The sequence below is a fragment of the Nonomuraea sp. SYSU D8015 genome (assembly GCF_008065375.1).
Classification (GTDB): Bacteria; Actinomycetota; Actinomycetes; order Streptosporangiales; family Streptosporangiaceae; genus Nonomuraea.
Map to the genome: position 1 here is coordinate 736,783 of NZ_VJYI01000002.1, position 17,901 is coordinate 754,683.

Genomic DNA, 17,901 nt, shown 5'->3' on the forward strand with positions numbered 1-17,901 from the left:
GCCAGTCGCGGCATGCGGTCTTGGATGGCCAGGCAACCGTCCGTCCGAGAGTCCAACCGGGGTTGGCTGGCCCGAAATGGGCGTGTCGCGACAGCAAATTCCCGGCACCGGCATACCACTGGTTGAAAGGATGGCCATCGTGACCCAGACCCCCCTGAACCCCGGCGATTCGCCGTTGGTACGAGAGGCGCTCAGCTCAGTGGTTTCACGTGAAACATCCGCAACCCCGACGGCTGCCCAGACCGGCGAGACCCCTGGCGATGGCGACGGCACCTGGCCCCGCCCGGCCAAGACGCGGGTGATCGCGGTGGCGAACCAGAAGGGTGGCGTCGGCAAGACCACCACGTCCGTGAACATCGCGGCCGCCCTTTCCATGCACGGTCAGCGCGTCCTCGTCGTGGACCTGGATCCCCAGGGCAACGCCTCCACGGCCCTGGCGACCGAGCACCGTGGCGACGTTCCTGACGTCTATCAGGTCCTCGTCGACGATCTGCCGATGGCCGAGATCGTCAAGCAGGTCCCCGACATGCCGAACCTCTACTGTGCGCCGGCCACCATCGACCTGGCGGGTGCGGAGATCGAGCTCGTGTCGCTGGTGGCGCGGGAGGCCCGCCTCCGCCGTGCGCTGGCCGCGTACGATGCGATCGACCTCGACTACATCGTCATCGACTGTCCGCCGTCCCTCGGTCTGCTGACGGTCAACGCCCTGGTGGCCGCGGACGAGGTCATGATCCCGATCCAGTGCGAGTACTACGCGCTGGAGGGCCTCGGCCAGCTCCTCAGGAACGTGGACCTGATCAAGGCCCATCTGAACCCGACACTGCGTCTGTCCACGATCGTCCTGACTATGTACGACGGGCGGACGCGGCTGGCGTCGCAGGTGGCGGAGGAGGTCCGCGCCCACTTCGGCGACACGGTACTCAACACCGTCATCCCGAGAAGCGTGCGACTGTCGGAGGCGCCCAGTTATGGGCAGTCCGTCATGACGTACGATCCGGGTTCGAGCGGTGCCATGGCGTACATGGACGCGGCCCGCGAGATCGCCCACCGCGCCACCGTGGCCTGATCGCTCACCGAGATCGTCCTGCCTCTGGCGCTGAGGCCTGCTGCCGTGACGCGACGGACGCCGTCGCTGGGGGTCAGCGTCGGAGCCGCCGCCGTGGGCTAGCGTCAAACGCTCGGGGACGCGGCTGACCGCCGACCCGATCGACGACTCTTTCTGCGCCCGCCGCACGCCTGTCCCATCGGCACGACGCGGATGGCCGATGCCCGCATGCTGAGTCATTGGGATCGGCCACCTGCGCATGGTCCCCGGCGTACAGCGTGTCCACCGGCGCATGGCCGGCGTTGGGAGCGCCATCTCTCTCGCATGACTGGAGATCGATGTCGGCGACGATCACGACTTGGGCAGATTTGTGATCGTGTCGGCGCAAATCCATAGGACGGTGTGTGGCGTGCGAGCACCCAGCGGTGCCCGCGACGGTAACCTCTCCTGGAGTGACCGGAATCGGCCGGGTGGATGAGGAGACGCAGTGAGTCAGCAGCGGCGGGGATTGGGCAAGGGGCTCGGGGCGCTCATCCCGACCGGTCCTATCGTTGACGGCACGGGGACGGTGGCGACCCCGGCCAATGGAGCGACGGGTGAGGCCGGCCCGAAGCCGATTGCGGGAGCGTACTTCAAGGAGGTCGCCCTCAAGGCGATTGTTCCGAACCCGCGTCAGCCGCGCGAGATCTTCGACGAGGACCGGCTCCAGGAACTCGCCGCGTCCATCCGTGAGGTGGGGCTGCTGCAGCCGATCGTGGTCCGGCCGGTCGGCGGTGGCCAATACGAACTGATCATGGGGGAGCGGCGCTGGCGTGCGTGCCAGCAGGTCGGCTTGGATCCTGTGCCCGCCATCGTCCGCAACACGCAGGACACTGATCTCCTCCGTGACGCGCTGATCGAAAACCTTCAGCGCGAACAGCTGAACGCCCTGGAGGAGGCGGCGGCCTATCAGCAACTGCTCGACGACTTTCAGGCGACGCATGAGCAGTTGGCGCAGAAGGTAGGGCGATCCCGCTCCCACATCACCAATACTCTCCGTCTCCTGAACCTCCCGCCTGAAGTCCAGAGCAAGGTGGCCGCCGGCATCATCAGCGCCGGCCACGCCCGAGCCCTCCTCGGCCTCAGCTCCGCCGAGGAGCAGATCCAGTTGGCCAAGCGGATCGTGGCGGAGCTCCTCTCAGTCCGGGCCGTGGAGGAGATCGTCGCCATGGGCAGCGCCAAGGCTGCCAAGAAGCCGACCCGCGAACGCCAGCCGGCCAAGCCCACGGCACCCGGCCTGACCCATTTGGCCGACCGCCTCTCGGATCACTTCGAAACGAAAGTGAAGGTCGACCTTGGCCGTCGCAAGGGGCGCATCGTCGTGGAGTTCGCCACGATCGACGACCTCGAGCGGATCATCGGCACCATGGCACCGGAGGCGGTGCGAGCAATGCGTGAGGCGGAGGACTGACCGCACCACGACTTCACGGTTTCACGTGAAACACGCCGCTCGGTCTACCCCCAGGCCCTCACTCGGTCTCCCTCCGGGCCTCCGCTCGGTCTGCCTCCCAGCCTCCACTCGGCTCGCCATCAAGCTCTGCTCGACCTGTTCCCCCAAGCCAACGACCACGCCATCACGTTCATCCGTCTACGCGGCTCTACTGCGCTCCTGCTGCCACGGGGACTGCTCGGCAGGTGCCACCGTTACAGGGACACCTCCCGGGATGGCCCACGCCCGGTAGCTCACCGCCGCACAGGATAACCACCGCGCAGGCTGACCGATGCACACGCCTGTCGTGTCGCGGGCTCACCGTGTCGCGGGCCCGCCGTGTCACCGGCCCGCCATGTCACGGGCCCGCCATGTCAGGGGAACACCACGACATAGGCTGCGGGGCGCTCAGGCATATCAGCCGCGAGCTTCGCCGTGCTCCGGGCATTGCGTGATCTGGGCATCGCCTGCTTGGGGCGCCCCATGCTCGGGACGCCCTGCGCTACAGGCACGGTGGCAAGGGGAGCGCTGCGCCGGCGTCGGAGGTCGTGGGTTCATGCTGTCACGGGTGTGGGGCGCGGGACGAAGGGCGGGCTGTGGCCTCATGGGAGCGCAGCCTCCCTGGAGGATCCACGTGCTGGCCTAGCTGTGTCGGCGTGATGCAAGACCCCCTAGGCGCCGTCTGGTTGCATGCCTCCTACTCGGCGCCGGCGGTGTTTCACGTGAAACACCGCCTTGTTGATTCGGGTGGGCTGTCGGTAACTGGTTCCGCTGAGCGGCCACCCGGGCACCCTGGCGCGACGCCCGTGCACGCAGCCACGGTCGCCGCCGTGAATACCCCTCGGGTTGTCGCGGTTTCACGTGAAACAACGGGCGTTGGCGGCGCGCTGACGCGGAACCCGCTGTAGCTCCGGGCGACGTGTTTCACGTGAAACAGGGCTACGCGGAGGCGGCGGCTTTGCGGAGGTCGTCGAGGAAGTCGTCTACGTGTTCAGGTGCCGTGTCGAAGGCGGTCATCCAGCGGACAACGCCGGCCGACTCGTCCCAGTGGTGGAACAGGTAGCGGCGGAGGAGAGTCTTCGCGACGGCGGGCGGGAGAGTGGCGAAGACGGCATTGGACTGGACGGGCTGGGCCAGGGACACGCCGGCGATGTCTGCGATCCCGTCCGCCAAGCGGGCGGCCATCTGGTTGGCGTGCGCCGCGTTCCGGCGCCAGAGGTCGTCCGTCAGTAGAGCGGAAAGCTGGGCCGAGATGAAGCGCATCTTCGAGGCGAGTTGAAGAGACTGCCGCCGGAGGAAAGGGACCGCGTCGGTCAGGGAGGGATCGGAGACCACCACGGCCTCGGCGGCGAGTGCGCCGTTCTTGGTGCCGCCGAAGCTGAACACGTCGACCCCGGCGTCCGTGGTGATGGTCTTCAGGTCGCAGTCGAAGTACGCCGCAGCGTTGGCGAGTCGGGCGCCGTCCATGTGAAGCCGTAGGCCGGCCGAGTGCGCCGCCTCTGCGAGCGCCGCGATCTCGTCGGGGGAGTAGCAGGTGCCGAGTTCTGTGGCTTGCGAGATGGAGACGACCGTCGGCTGCGATTCGTGTGGGTTGCCGATGCCACCGACACGCGCCCTGATGTCGTCCGGGTGGAGCTTGCCGTGCTCGGTGGGCACCGTCATCAGCTTCACGCCGAGCAGGCGCTCCGCCGCCCCTGCCTCGTGGGTGGCGATGTGGGCGCTGTCGGCACAGACGATGGCGTCGTAGCGGCCGAGCATGAGCGCAAGGCCCACCATGTTGGCGCCCGCTCCGTTGAGTACCGCGAAGCCCTCCGCCCCTGGGCCGAACACCTCTTTGATCTTGCCTTCGAAGGTCGCGGTCCAGCTGTCGTCTCCGTAGGCCGGCGCGTCTCCGTGGTTGGCGGCCGCGATGGCGTCGAGGATGTCCGGGTGTACGCCCGCGTGGTTGTCGCTGGCGAAACTTTTGGGGTAGGTCGAATCGATCAGCACACCGTAAGGCTAGTCACGACCGGTGGTTGCTCGTGGAGTGAACCAGTCCGTCGGCCGCCCGGACGTGTGGGGTGGCCGCCATGCCGCCGACTGTGGTCTCAGGGTGGGTGAGGCGCCTGCGGAGGCAACGTCCGCGCCGCTCCATGGCTCCATGGGCAACCCGTGGCGTAGGCCGGCGGAGTGTCTATGAGCTTCCCGCTGAGGGAGCCGGCGGTGTACTGGCGGGAGGAGGCGACCGTACCGGGTCCCGGAGTGGGGCGGAGGGTGTCGGTCCGTTGAGCGTAGGGGGCCGGGCGCGGCTTTCTCGGACGGGCGGTTGGTGGGGAAGACAGGCAGTGGTTCGGCCGCCGCCGAGCACGAGCGGCGCGCGGATGCCCACAGCCCCGCAGCCCCGCAGTCCCACTGCCCCACAGCTCCACAGGGTCTGTCTCCACCCGCCGCTCGCGATTTCCCGCTCGCGGTCCGGCGCTGGTGGTGCGCCTCGGCGTGGCATTGGGGTCCAGCACTGGAAGGTGTGACGCGTCGAGGTCCGCACCGGATGTGGCGTTGAGGTTCGCCGTGGGTGTGGCGTTGAAGCCCGCACTGGGTGTGGCGTTGAGGTCGGTGCTGTGGATCGTCCGGTTGCCCATCACATTCGCCATGAGCCGTCGAGAGGAGCCGATCAGAAACTGACCGGTGGCAGGGGGAGTGGTGTGGCCGTGCGGTGGTGAGCCCGCGAAGCGGTGGCCCTGAAGGTGGCGAAAGTGGGGCCGGTGGGTGTGGCTGGGAGCGCGGAGTGGTGTGGCGGCTGCGGGTTTGGTTGCGGTGACTGTGGTGGCAGTGGGGCCTTGAGTTTGTTGAGAGCCGGCCGTTGGCGTGGCTAGCCGGGCTGCCGGTGGTGGCTGTGGACCGAGGCGGGGAAATGGGCGTCGCGTATCAGTCGGCGGTGCGTGGTGGCTGTGAGCCATGTGGGCGGGCTTGGGGTTTGGGTGTGGGGGATGTGGGCGGGCTTGGACTGTGGGTGGGGGATGTGGGCGGGGCCCGGTGGTGGTTGCCGGCGTGGAGGTGGGTGAGGCTCCAGGCGAGGGCTCAGGCGCGGGGGCGGGTGGCGGCGATTTGGAGGAGAGTGCGGCAGAGGTCGCCCAGGTCCTGGCCGGCGGCTTCGGCGGCCATCGGCAGCAGCGAGGTTTCCGTCATTCCGGGGGCCACATTGACCTCCAGGAAGTGGGGCACGCCCGCGGCGTCCACGATCAGATCCGTACGCGAGATGTCACGCAGCCCGAGAGCGTTGTGGGCGGTCACCGCCGTTTCGGCGCACGCGGCGGCAGCCGGGGCGGACAGGCGGGCCGGGGCGAAGAACTCGGTGTGCCCGGCCGTGTAGCGGGCCGCGTAGTCGTACACGCCCTCGTCCGGGACGATCTCCACGGCCGGCAGTGCGATCGGGCCGTTGCCGAGGTCCACGACCGAGACCGCCACCTCCACACCCTCGACGTACCGTTCGATGAGTGCGGTGTCGCCGTAGGCGAAGCAGCCGACCATCGCGGCGGGCAGCTCCTCGGCCGTGCGTACGATCGACGCGCCCAGCGCCGAGCCGCCCCTGGCGGGCTTGACGAAGAGGGGCAGGCCGAGCCGCTCCACGATGCGGCCGAGCACCACCGTGGCGCCGAGGTCGTGGAAGGTCTCCTTCGGCAGCGTGACCGACTCCGGTGTGTGGAGACCGACGGAGCGGACGACGGCCTTGGCGGTGGGCTTGTCGAAGGCCACCCGGCAGGCGTCCGGGTCGGCGCCCACGTATGGCACGTTGAGGAGCTCGAGCACGGAGCGGATCGCGCCGTCCTCGCCCGCGCCGCCGTGCAGGGTCACGAACACGGCGTCCGGCGGGTCGGCGAGGATGGAGGGCACGAGGGAGGCGTCGGTGTCGCGCGTCTCCACGTCGATGCCCGCCGCGCGCAGCACTTCGCTGACTCGGCGACCCGAGCGCAGAGACACTTCCCGCTCATAGGAGAGGCCTCCGGCCAGCACCAGCACGTGGCCCAGATCGCTCATCACATCTCCTCCGCTGATCGCACGCTGTCCAACCGTACCGGCGCCAGGGGCGAATGGTGTACGTGAGGTGCTTCTCCCACGATTCTCCCGCGTGCCGAGGCTCCAGGAGCCGATCTGGTGTTTTATCCAGGAGCTCCATCGGGAGGACCGGACGCGCGCGGGGCCGGCGTCGCCCGCATGGCGATGCCGGCCCCGGCGGCGAATGCGCGGGCGCTAGGCCAGGTCCGGCCCCGGAGTGTCCACGCCGGGGTGTTCGCGTACCGACCCGGTCCCGAACGTGTCGCGCAGCCGCATCTCCTGCTCGATCACTCCGGCGAGCCGTCGCACGCCCTCCCGGATGCGATCCGGCTCGGGGAAGCAGTACGACAGCCGCATGTGCCGGGCCCCGCTCCCGTCCGAGTAGAACCCCGTTCCGGGCACGAACGCCACCCGCTCGGCCACCGCCCGCGGCAGGATGGCCTTCGAGTCGAGCCCCTCGGGAAGGGTGGCCCAGACGAAGAAGCCGCCGCCGGGCCGGGTCCACGTGACCTCGGGCGGCATGAGGGCGTCGAGGGCGTCCAGGAGCGCGTCGCGTCGCTCTCGGTAGAGCTCCCGGAACGTTTTGATCTGCTCCTGCCATGGCTGCGTGGCCAGATAGGCGCCCACGGCCAGCTGAGTGAACGAGGAGTGCGACAGCACGGCGGACTCCATCGCGAGAACGAGCTTCTCGCGGATGGCGTGCGGGGCGAGCGCCCAGCCGACGCGGAAGCCGGGGGCGAGCGTCTTGGAGAACGACCCCAAGTAGACCACGCCGTCGGGGTTGTCGGCGCGCAGCGCGCGCATGGGCTCCCCGTCGAAGCCGAGCAGTCCGTACGGGTTGTCCTCGATGATCAGGACCCCGGCGCGCTGGCAGATGTCGAGCACCTGCTGCCGGCGGGCGATGTTCAGCGTGACGCCGGCGGGGTTCTGGAAGGTCGGGATCGTGTAGAGGAACTTGATGGGCGTCCCGGCCGTCTGCAGGGCGTAGATGGTCTGGGCCAGAGATTCGGGCACGATGCCCTGATCGTCCATGGCGATGTGGACGACTTTGGCCTGATAGGCGGCGAACGTGCCCAGCGCCCCCACGTACGAGGGGCCCTCGGCGAGCACCACGTCGCCCGGATCGATGAAGATGCGGGTGATGAGGTCGAGCGCCTGCTGCGAACCCACGGTGACGACCACGTCGTTCGCCCCGGCCTGGATCCCCTCCAGCCGCATGACCTCGCAGATCTGCTCGCGCAGGTGCGGGTCACCCTGGCCGGAACCGTACTGCAGCGCGACGGGGCCGCGCCTGGTGACGAGGTCGGAGACGAGCTCGCCGACCATGTCGAGGGGGAGAGCTGTGACGTACGGCATGCCGCCCGCGAGCGAGACCACCTCGGGCCTCGACGCGACGGCGAAAAGAGCTCGGATCTCGGAGGCGACCATCCCGGCAGCTCGCGCGGCGTACCGATCGACGTAGGCGTCGATACGCGACCCTTGGGTCGCGGGTGTCTGACCGTGATCCAGCTCTTCTGTCACGGCCCACCTCCTAGGTGTGTCATACGGGGCGGAAATACCAGATTACGCCAGACGGACATGTCGCACGTGACCGCCCTCGACCGTCGTGGTGTCCGCTGACGTCTTCTTCACTGGGCTACGATGCCACCTGTGGACGCGGTTTTCGCGCGCTTTTCCGGGTCAACGATAGGGGCCGTAGTTGTCGCGCCGGCTTGTCAACATAACCCTGGACAATCTTGAAGATCTGCCGCGCCGCTGCCGGCGGTGCGTGTTCTGGGAGCTCGACCCCGTCAGCGGGGAGCGTGCGGTGGAGTCGGGCGACCCGGAGCTGGAGAAGGAAGCCTGGATCTCCGCCACGCTGCTGGAATGGGGGAGCTGCGGGAAAATCGCCTATGTCGACGGGGTGCCGGCGGGGTTCGTGTTGTACAGCCCGCCGCTCTACAGCCCGCGCTCGGTGGCCTTCCCCACGTCGCCGGTCAGCGCTGACGCCGTGTTGCTGATGACCGCGCACATCATTCCCGAGTTCGCCGGTGGCGGGCTGGGACGGATGCTGATCCAGGGGGTCGCCAAGGATCTGACGCGGCGTGGGGTGAAAGCCATTGAAGCTTTCGGAGATCTCAAGTGGGAAGAGCCTCGCTGCGTAGTTCCGGCGGAATACTTGCTTTCTGTGGGGTTTAAGACGGTTCGTCCGCATTTGCGCTTCCCGCGGCTCCGACTGGAACTGAAGACAGCCATCTCGTGGCGTGAGGACGTCGAGGTGGCCCTGGAGCGGCTCCTGGGCTCCATGAGTCCAGAACGGGCGCTACGCCCCGTCTGAGAGCGCCTGAGGGCCGCACGCGAGAGCCCCCCGCGAAACCGCGAGGGGCTCTTTCCGGCGAAGCGCGCCGCGAGAGACGACCTAGATGATGCCCTCGAGCTCACGAAGCAGCATGGCCTTCGGCTTGGCGCCGATGATCTGCTTCACGACCTCGCCACCCTTGTAGACGTTCATCGTGGGGATCTGGAGCACGCCGTACTGGCGCGGAACCTCGGGGTTCTCGTCGATGTTGAGCTTGACGATCTCCAGCTTGTCGCCGTGCTCGTTGGCGATCTCCTGGAGGATGGGCGCGACCTGACGGCACGGGCCGCACCACTCCGCCCAGAAGTCGACCAGCACGGGCTTGTCGCTCTTGAGTACCTCGGCTTCGAAAGTGGCGTCGGTGACAGCCTTCACGGTGCGCTCCTTACTTCTCGTTGTTGGCCAGCCAGCGCTCGGAGTCGAGCGAGGCGGCGCAGCCGGTGCCGGCCGCGGTGATGGCCTGGCGGTAGATGTGGTCGACGACGTCGCCCGCGGCGAACACGCCGGGGATGTTGGTCGCGGTGGTGGGGGCGGCCACCTTGATGTAGCCGTTCTCGTCCAGGTCGATCTGGCCCTTGACCAGCTCCGTACGCGGATCGTGACCGATGGCGAGGAACAACGCGTCGGTGGCGAGCTCGCACTCCTCACCGGTCTTGAGGTTGCGCAGCTTCACGGCCTCGACCTTGGTGTCGCCGAGCACGTCCACGACCTCGGAGTCCCAGACGAAGCGGATCTTCTCGTTGGCGAACGCCCGCTCCTGCATGATCTTGCTGGCCCGCAGCGTGTCGCGGCGGTGGACCACTGTTACCATGCGCCCGAACCGGGTCAGGAACGTGGCCTCCTCCATCGCCGTGTCGCCGCCGCCGACGACCACGATGTCCTTGTTGCGGAAGAAGAACCCGTCACAGGTCGCACACCAGGAGACGCCGTGGCCGGACAGCCGCTTCTCGTTCTCCAGGCCGAGCTCGCGGTAGCCGGAACCCATGGCCAGGATGACGGACTTGGCGTAGTAGGTCTCGGTGTGCGTCTTGACGACCTTGGGGTTGGCCTCCAGGTCGACCTCGACGACGTCGTCCGCGACCAGCTCGGCGCCGAACCTCTCGGCCTGCTTGCGCAGGTTGTCCATGAGGTCGGGACCCATGATGCCGTCCGGGAATCCCGGGAAGTTCTCCACGTCGGTGGTGTTCATCAGCGCGCCGCCGGCGGTGACGGAGCCCTCGAACACCAGCGGCTTGAGCTCGGCGCGCGCGGAGTAGACGGCCGCGGTGTAGCCAGCTGGGCCGGACCCAATGATGATCACGTTACGAACGTCGCTCAACGCTCCACGCCTTCCTCGTCTGCTGTTGCACCGGCGACAACAGATCCTAGGCCGCCCTGATTCCCCGCCCTACCCACAACGCTGACGCATAACGAAACCGCGGAAGGCGGGGGCAAACGAAAGAGCCCGCCGAAGCGGGCTCTGACGAGAGGTTTCGCTACCAGCGGCCCAGGGTGGGCTTACGCAGGTTCTTGCAGTTGAACGGGTCGACGATGTCGATGCGGACCTTCTTGGCCGCCTGGTTCTTCCACGAGGCGACGATGAGGGCCTCTGAGCCGTTGTATTGCCCCTGGTCGACCGTGAAGACGTCGAGACCGCTGCGCTGGCTGACCTTGTCGGCGCACTCGGCGACCTTGTCGGCGCTCGCGTCGTCGCCGCCCAGCGCCGGCATCGGGCCGAAGAGGCTCTCCAGCGGCTGCTTCAACACGTTGTCGCTGTAGTTGTAGCCGCTGTCCGTCATCGTGTACGCCCTGACCTCGGCCTTCTGCAGGCTCTTGGTCGGCTCGGTCGACGGCTGCGCGACCACCTGCGGCGCGCTGGCGCCGTCTCCGCCCGAGGCGAGCAGATTTGTCGAGACCACGGCCGTGCCGACCACAGCGGCTGCCGCCGCGGCCGCGACCGCGGGCAACGCCCATCGGCGCCCCCTGGACGCTCTGCGCTTGGCGGGGACGACGGTGCCGTCATCGGAGACCACCCCTAGGCGCACGGGCTCGGGGGCGACCTCCTCGGAGCCGGCCGCCGAACGCGCGGGCTCGGGCGCCTGATTCGGCCGCTCCCACGGGGCGTCCCGCATGAGCTCGTCCCAGTCAGGTGCTTCCGCGAGGCCGACGCCTCCGCGCCGAGACCCCGCCTCGGCCGCCAGGGCCTTGTCGATGCGTAGTGCGACGCCCATCGGCATGGCCGGTGTGGGGGTCGCCGCGAGCACCTCGCGAACCGCCGCCAGATCCGCCAGTAGCTCCCCGCAGGGGTCGCAGACCGCGAGATGCTCGCGGACCTGGCGCGCCGTGGCGACATCCAGGAGACCCTCGGCCAAATCGGCCAGGGTGTCCAGATCGTAGTGCGTATCACCCGTCACGAAGTTCTGCTCCCTTCGCGGATGAGACGCGATTGAGGTCTGTTCGGTTCCGCAGATGCGAAAGAATTGGGGCAAGTTTCGCGCGCCCCCGCGCGCACCGGCTCTTCACGGTGCCACTGGGAACCTCGAGCACCTGAGCTGCGTCTTCGACCGAATATCCCATCATGTCGACCAGAACCAGGGCAGCCCGCTGGTCGGCGGGCAGGAGTTTGAGCGCGGCCGAAACCTCCATCGAGACCTCACGCTCGACGGTCTGGTCGGGCAGTGGGGTCTCGCGTTCCGCGGCCTCGATGAGCTCGTCGTCGGCCACAGGCCGGACGGACTTGCGGCGCATCCGGTCGAGGCAGGCGTTGACCACGATCCGGTGCAGCCAGGTCGTGACGGCCGCCTCGCCGCGAAACGTGGCGGCTTTGCGGTATGCGGAGACGAAGGCGTCCTGCACGGCGTCGGCGGCCTCGTCAGGGTCACCGAGCGTCCGCAGGGCGACCGCCCACATGCGATCGCGGTGCCTCTTGACGATTTCGCTGAAGGCGTGAGGATCCCCGTCGATGTGCGCGGTCAGCAGCTCGGCGTCTGTGATCGCCGGCCGCTCCGCTGCTGAGGGTGTCTCGGGTGGGGAGTTCACAAGAGAGATTCCTGATTATGCCGATCCGGGGGAGTGCACCACTACTTCATAGATGGTGCCATGAAACTCGCCCGCATCCGCCGGAAGACGCGTAAACCAGATCAAAACGTACTGTCCGGTCGCCGCCTGAGCAGGCTTCAACGTGGTCTTACCGGCCGCGTTCTTGGCGGTCGCCACCGTCTTCAGAGAGTCGAGATCGGCAGAGTCGCCCACCTTGAGCTCGACGGTCGCGCCCCCCGCATCGGACAGCGTAGCCACCACGTCGCTGATCTGGACGGACTTGCCCATGTCCAGCAGCAGGCCTACGCCCTTCTTGAGGTTGCCCAGCTCGGCACTGGTGTAGCCCTCGGTCTCCCAGAACGTGCTGGGCTTGCCGTCGATGGCCAGCCCGGCCTTCTCCGGCTTCTCGTCGTTGTCGCCCAGCGGGTCGAACCCGGTGGCCTTCTCCGGCTTGATCGCCTGGACGGGCGTCGAGGCGGAGGCGGAGGCTCTCGGGCTGGCGCTCTTGGTCTCGCGGTCAGTCGGGCTGCCCAGACTGCGGCCGACCGTCCAGGCGCCGACGCCGACCGCGGCGATGACGAGCAGCACCACCAACGTCATCAGCACCCTGTTGAGCGTGCTGCCGCCGCTCGGCGGGCGCCGCGGCGCCGGCGGCCGCGGGGGGATGGTGAGCGGCTGGCGGTGGGCGATGTCGAGGCCCTCGGTGTGCGAGGCGGAGGCCACCGCGGGCGTCGAGGGGTAGGCGATCGGGATGGGCATGGGCCTGGCCACGTCGGCCAGCGACTCGGCGACCTCGGACGGGCTGGACAGCGCGCCCTGGCCCCTGCGGGCCTCGGGGAGGCACGCCCGGACCGTCACCGTGTCGAGGTAGCCGGGCACCCCGGCGGTGACCTGCCGGGGAGTGCAGAAGTGGCCGTCGGTCATGGGGGCGGCGGGCAGGCCGCCCTCCTCCTCGTCGCCCGGCCAGTGGCCGGTCAGACCGGCGTACAGCAGCCGGCCCAGCCCTTCGGCGTCGTCGAGCGCCGGCTGGTCGGTGGTGAGGCCGTACATCGCGGCGTCGACCGCGACGCCGAGCACCTTGACGGTGTTTCCGGTGGTCCACACCAGGTGGGAAGGACGCAGGCACAGGTGGTAGAGCTGCGACTGGTGGGCGTGCGCGAGCGCCTCAGCGGCCTCGGCGACCAGCCCGGCCGCGCGCTCGGGCTCCAGCGGCCCCGAGGCGAGCAGGTCGGTGAGCGTCTCGCCGGTGACCCACTCGCTGACGACATAGGCGTGCTTGTCGTCCTCGGCAGCGTCGAACACCTGGGTCAGACGCGGGTCGGTGAGTCTGCTCGCGGCGCGGGCGGCCGTGACCACCTCGTGGACGCGGGGGAAGTCGGGCGAGAAGGTGTGCACGGCCACCGGACGGGCCAGGATCTCGTCGATGGCCTTCCACAAGGTCGCGCCGTCGGACTCGCTGACGCGGTCCTCGAGCCGGAAGCGCTCGGCGAGACGGGTGCCGGGTTCGACGGCCGACGTGCTCACAGGCTCTCTCCGCTTGGCCGATCGGGCGTGCTCATGACTCGACTCACCTGCGTGGCCGTGTCCCACGAAGGCACGCTATGCCGGGTGGATCCGCCCACGCCCCTCCTGCTTCCATTCGCGCGTGTCGGACTCCATCGTAGTGCCGAGTTTCTTTACCGACCTACCCGTCTCGCGACCATCCCAACGATTGAGTTGACCTCCGGTATGCGCATTCTGTGTGCCACGCCGAGGTACAGCAGCATGCCGAGCCCTCCGCCGACGGCCAGAACGATCAGTGAATTTACGAAACCGAGGCCGCCGAAGATCTGCGTGACCACCCAGACCGCGGCCAACGCGAGCACGGCCGTGGGCAGCGAGGCGAGGTACATCCTGGTCAGCCCCATGCCGATGGTCCACCCGCCGAGCCCCTGCACCCGGCGGCTGGCCAGCCACCAGGCCAGGACGGCGCCGAGCCCGTACGCGATCGCGTACGCCAGGGCCAGCCCCATCACCGCGTAAGCGGCCGGCAGCAGCGCGTAGAACAGCACCATCAGGGCGGCGTTGACCGCCGTCGTGCCCGCGCCGACGAAGACCGGCGTACGGGTGTCGCCGAAACTGTAGAAAACCCGCAGCAGCAGCTGGAACACCGAGAACGGCACCAGCGCCAGCCCGTAGACCTGCAGCACGTTGCCGATGTAGACGGCGTCGGCCACGCTGTTGACGCCGTGACCGTAAATGGGCACGGTGATCGCCGGTCCGAGCACCATGAGCAGCAGCGACACCGGGATCATGAGCGCGCAGATCAGCCGCACGTTCGAACCGAACTCGCTGCGCACGTCGCCGAGGCGGCCTTCGCTGACGGCCCGGCTCATCCGCGGCAACATGGCCGTGATCACCGAGACGCCGATGACGCCGTACGGAAGCTGGAAGAGCTGGAACGCCAGCGTGTACGGAGTGATGCCGTGGCCCTCGACCGCGTCGCCCGCCGCGCTGGACAGGTTGGTGGTCAGCATGAAGCCGAGCTGCGTGACGATCACGTAGCCGATCGTCCAGACGCCGGCCTTGGCCATCTCGCCCAGCCGGGCGTTCCACACGTCGAAGCGGGGCACGAAGGAGAACCCGACACGTCGCAGCGCGATGATCAGCACGGTGGCCTGCGCCACGATGCCGGCCGTGGTGCCCAGGCCGAGCAGCGCCAGCTCGCCGTCGCTCACCAGGTCGATGTCGCCGCCGTAGGGCCGGGTCATCACGGCGTAGACCAGGAACACGCAGATGACGACCATGTTGTTGAGCACCGGCGCCCACATGGGAGCGCCGTAGCGGTCGCGGGTGTTGAGGATGGCGCCCGCCACCGCGCCCACGCCGAAGAAGGCCAGTTGCGGCAGGATGAAGCGGGCCAGCGTGACCGCGACCTCGTATTTCCTGCTGCCCGGCGCCCAGTCGGTGTAGAGGTCGATGAGCAGCGGCGCGGCGAACACGGAGATCACCGCCACGCCCACGAGCCCGACCGCGGCCACCGTGAGCAGCCGTTGCTCGTAGGCCCGTCCGCCGTCGGCGTCGTGCTGCTGCGCCCGGACGATCATCGGCACCACGACGCTGCTCAGCACGCCCAGGAGCAGCAGGTCGAGGATGCTGTACGGGATCGCGTACGCCGCGTTGTAGGCGTCGCCCAGCGCCGCCGTGCCGATGGCGTACGCCAGCACCATGGTCCGCACGAACCCGGTGACCCTGGACACCATCGTGCCCGCCGCCATGATGGCGCTGGCCCGCAACATGCGGCTCATACGGTCTCACTCTCCCGGTTCTTCGCGACCCGCGCGAGCTTCCGCTCAGACCTGCGCCGCAGCACCCGCATCACCACGGCGGCGAGCATCACGGTGAGCGCCGCCCCCACGATCACCGAGGCGATGCCGGTGTAGCCCGTGGTCCGGATGGTCAGCCTCTGCGGCTTGCCGTACGGCTGGCCGTCGGCCGTCCTGAGCTGGACGGTCACCGTCGCGTCGCCGCTGGTGCCGGGCACGGCCTTCATCTCCACCTGCACCGTGCCGCTCTGCCCGGCGCCGATGGTGAGCGGCTTCTGTTGATGGAAGTCGACCTGCAGCAGCTTCTGGTTGTTGGACTTGACGTCGATGTAGATCGCGATCTCGGCGCCCAGCTCGTTCTTCACGCTGATGGGCACGACACCGTTGCTGCCGGCCAGGGTGCGGAGCCGGTCTGGGCCCGTGCCGGTGATCTCGACTCTCTTGATCCGCTCGTCGACCGCGCCGCTCACCAGCTTGGTCGCCGCACGGCCCATCCGCGTGCTGTTGCGCCAGGCCGACGAGGTGAGCCGGAGCACCGCCGCGTCGAACGCCGACTGCGTCCTGGTCTTCGTGACCAGGGCCGTCAGCTGCGCCTGCAGCGCGACCTCCTTGACCGGCGTCAGGTATTTGGCGCTCAGCTCTTCCTTGCGGTCCTGCTCGGTGTACGTCAGACCGGCGCGGGGCACCGACGCCTTGCCCGGCTTGATGGATTCGAGCGTGGTCAGTCGCAGCCACGGCAGGCGGTCGGCCGTCTTCAGCAGGCCGGCGACGAGCGTCGGGTTGGGGTCCCACCGCCGCGACGGGGCGACGACCAGCGATCGCGGCCGGGTCTGGCCGGGCTCCGAGGCGATCATCGCGGTCTCGGCGATGAAGCGCTGCCTGCTGAGCAGCACGGACGTGGGGCCGCTCGGCTCGAACAGGCGGCTCAGCTCGGCGTCGGCGACCAGCGCGGTGACCGGGCCGTTGACCGAGTCGAGCGTCGAGGCGGCGTCGGGCGTGAACGTGACGGCCGGCTGCGGCGGCAGGTTGGTGGAGTTGAGCAGGACCCTGTCGACCTTCTCGTCGCTGACCGAGAGCAGGTCGAGCGCGTCGGGGTCGAGCAGGCCCGCGGGCGGCCAGTTGATCGTGGTCTTCACGTCGGGTTTGAGCAGCGCCCTGGCCCGCTGGCCGCTCAGCTGGATCGCCCGGTTGGTCTGGTCGTCCAGCCCCTGGTGAGCGAGGGCGGCCACGTCGGGATCGGCGTACGGGACCGCGACCACCTTCGCGGGGGCCAGCGCGGTGCGCATGGTCTGCAGCCACTGCCCGGCCGCGGCGTTGGCGGGCTTGCGTTCCTCGCCGTCCTTGGTCTTGACGCGGTAGTCCTTGCTCATCGCGTTGACGTCGTCGAGCACCGAGGGATCGACGAACCAGGTGACGCTGCTGGGCGCGACCTGGGCGATGCGGGCGATGTCGGCCAGGCGACCCTTGCCGGTGATCGACTGGCTCAGTTTGTCGTCCACGAACAGCGGCTCGTTGGAGTTCGGGTCGACGTCGGTCGCCCGGTGCGGCTGGTCGATGACGGGCAGGGCGATGGCCAGTTGGTTGCGCGGCATCTTCGGCACCGTCGGCGGAGCGTACGTCAGGTAAGTCCGCTGCGGTGTCACCTGGGCCATCGGGATGCTGTTCTGGGCGACGTCGACGGCGATCGGATAGACCCCGAAGCTCCGGTATCCGAGCTGCACAGGCGTCGCGGTGAACTCCCAGCGCACCTGCTGGCCGGCGGCCAGCACCGGGATGTCCATCGCGGAGTTGAACGAGGCACTGCCGGGCAGCGTCGCGGGGTTCTGGTCGGTCGCGTAGGCCGCCATCTTCAGGCGGTCGGTGAACGGCTGCGCCGTATAGCGCAGGCGTACCCGCAGGCCGGACAGGGGCGCGCCGGTGTCGTTGCGGAGCGTGCCGGCGAACTTGATCTCATCGGTCTGGCTGTCGGGCACGTCCGGCGTGATCGACGCGATCGACACCGTGAGGCTCTGCCTGCTCGCCTCCACGGCAGCCGTGCCCGGCGTCGCCGCCATCAATGGGGCGAGCAACGCGGAGGACAGCACGACGAGCAGCGCGGTCTTACGGATCACGCGGATGCCCGGGCTCGAGTACGACGACGCACGCCCGCAATGGTACGGGTTCAGTGCCGCCCCGCGACCGCCTCACGTGATCCTCTGGGCCGCGGGCTGCGTAGGTCCACCATCTTGCCTGGCAGGAGTGTCAGCAGGTCGAGCGCACGAATGCTGAGGGCTGTGTGGCGTTCGCCGGTGGCGGTGAAGACCGCGTCCGTGTCGGCACGCAGCCGGTCGTCGATGAGCATCGGCAGCGATTCGGGCAGCAGCAGCGGGCAGACCAGCCCGTCGGCGTAGTCGGTCGCCGCGTTGACGACGTGGGCCGGGGCCGGCCGGACCTGGCGCGCGCCGAGCAGACCACCTACGGCTCCTGGTCGCGGGGGATTCGCCACCGAGGAGGCGACCGCGACGACGGCCTCGCCCCCGACCCTGGTGGCGACCTCGAAAACCGTGACCATCAAGCACCTTTCGGGCGCCGCGGGGAGCGTCTCGGGTAGTTCGTCCGCGCATGTCATGGGGCGCGGAAGGCGTACGATCTCATGATGGACCTGGTGTGCGAGGAGCCAGCGGTGGATCGCGAGGGCGTCCTTCATATAGACCTC

At 68.7% G+C, this 17,901-nt stretch carries 14 protein-coding genes; 3 read left to right on the top strand and 11 right to left on the bottom strand.

The window, feature by feature from the left end:
• Nucleotides 1–139: 139 nt before the first annotated feature.
• Together ID574_RS12850 and ID574_RS12855 are read left to right on the top strand one after the other, a co-directional pair.
• A complete protein-coding gene (locus ID574_RS12850) occupies nt 140–1,066 on the top strand; it encodes a ParA family protein (RefSeq protein WP_270094299.1) in 927 nt (308 codons plus the stop codon).
• Nucleotides 1,067–1,532: 466 nt separating this feature from the next.
• Nucleotides 1,533–2,495, top strand: coding sequence for a ParB/RepB/Spo0J family partition protein (locus ID574_RS12855; RefSeq protein ID WP_188189021.1), 963 nt, complete (start codon nt 1,533–1,535; stop codon nt 2,493–2,495).
• A 957-nt stretch (nt 2,496–3,452) separates the two neighbouring features.
• Here the strand turns inward: ID574_RS12855 and ID574_RS12860 are convergent.
• The 3 genes from ID574_RS12860 to ID574_RS12870 form a co-directional block, all read right to left on the bottom strand.
• Entirely contained in the window at nt 3,453–4,502 is a 1,050-nt protein-coding gene (locus ID574_RS12860; RefSeq protein WP_188189022.1) for a threonine aldolase family protein, read from the bottom strand.
• Nucleotides 4,503–5,570: 1,068 nt separating this feature from the next.
• Nucleotides 5,571–6,527 carry a D-alanine--D-alanine ligase family protein gene (locus ID574_RS12865; RefSeq protein WP_188189023.1) on the bottom strand — a complete coding sequence of 319 codons (957 nt, stop codon included), beginning with the start codon at nt 6,525–6,527 and terminating at the stop codon, nt 5,571–5,573.
• A gap of 213 nt (nt 6,528–6,740) precedes the next feature.
• Entirely contained in the window at nt 6,741–8,066 is a 1,326-nt protein-coding gene (locus tag ID574_RS12870; RefSeq protein WP_188189024.1) for an aminotransferase-like domain-containing protein, read from the bottom strand.
• Between the two features lie 178 nt (nt 8,067–8,244).
• Between ID574_RS12870 and ID574_RS12875 the strand changes: the two genes are divergently transcribed.
• The gene (locus ID574_RS12875) at nt 8,245–8,862 is read left to right on the top strand and encodes a GNAT family N-acetyltransferase (RefSeq protein ID WP_188189025.1); all 618 of its coding nucleotides are present in this window, start codon (nt 8,245–8,247) and stop codon (nt 8,860–8,862) included.
• Nucleotides 8,863–8,943: 81 nt separating this feature from the next.
• Here ID574_RS12875 and trxA read toward each other — a convergent pair whose 3' ends face one another.
• From trxA to ID574_RS12915, 8 genes are all read right to left on the bottom strand, one after another.
• Nucleotides 8,944–9,258 carry a thioredoxin gene (trxA, locus tag ID574_RS12880; protein ID WP_188189026.1) on the bottom strand — a complete coding sequence of 105 codons (315 nt, stop codon included), beginning with the start codon at nt 9,256–9,258 and terminating at the stop codon, nt 8,944–8,946.
• Nucleotides 9,259–9,268: 10 nt separating this feature from the next.
• Nucleotides 9,269–10,201: a thioredoxin-disulfide reductase gene (trxB, locus tag ID574_RS12885; RefSeq protein WP_188189027.1), complete on the bottom strand. Its 933-nt coding sequence runs from the start codon at nt 10,199–10,201 to the stop codon at nt 9,269–9,271.
• Between the two features lie 157 nt (nt 10,202–10,358).
• A complete protein-coding gene (locus ID574_RS12890) occupies nt 10,359–11,276 on the bottom strand; it encodes an anti-sigma factor family protein (protein ID WP_188189028.1) in 918 nt (305 codons plus the stop codon).
• Complete coding sequence (sigM, locus tag ID574_RS12895) at nt 11,266–11,901, bottom strand: RNA polymerase sigma factor SigM (protein ID WP_188189029.1); 636 nt, start codon at nt 11,899–11,901, stop codon at nt 11,266–11,268. Before sigM ends, ID574_RS12890 begins: the two co-directional genes overlap by 11 nt.
• Before the next feature lie 15 nt (nt 11,902–11,916).
• A complete protein-coding gene (locus ID574_RS12900; RefSeq protein WP_188189030.1) occupies nt 11,917–13,425 on the bottom strand; it encodes a protein kinase family protein in 1,509 nt (502 codons plus the stop codon).
• 152 nt (nt 13,426–13,577) lie between these two features.
• Nucleotides 13,578–15,188 (bottom strand): murein biosynthesis integral membrane protein MurJ, encoded by a 1,611-nt coding sequence (murJ, locus tag ID574_RS12905; RefSeq protein WP_223166634.1) that lies wholly within the window; start codon nt 15,186–15,188, stop codon nt 13,578–13,580.
• The gene (locus ID574_RS12910; RefSeq protein WP_188189031.1) at nt 15,185–17,317 is read right to left on the bottom strand and encodes a DUF6049 family protein; all 2,133 of its coding nucleotides are present in this window, start codon (nt 17,315–17,317) and stop codon (nt 15,185–15,187) included. The genes murJ and ID574_RS12910 overlap by 4 nt, the downstream gene beginning before the upstream one ends.
• A gap of 50 nt (nt 17,318–17,367) precedes the next feature.
• The gene (locus ID574_RS12915) at nt 17,368–17,892 is read right to left on the bottom strand and encodes a YbaK/EbsC family protein (RefSeq protein ID WP_188189032.1); all 525 of its coding nucleotides are present in this window, start codon (nt 17,890–17,892) and stop codon (nt 17,368–17,370) included.
• Between the last annotated feature and the right edge of the window lie 9 nt (nt 17,893–17,901).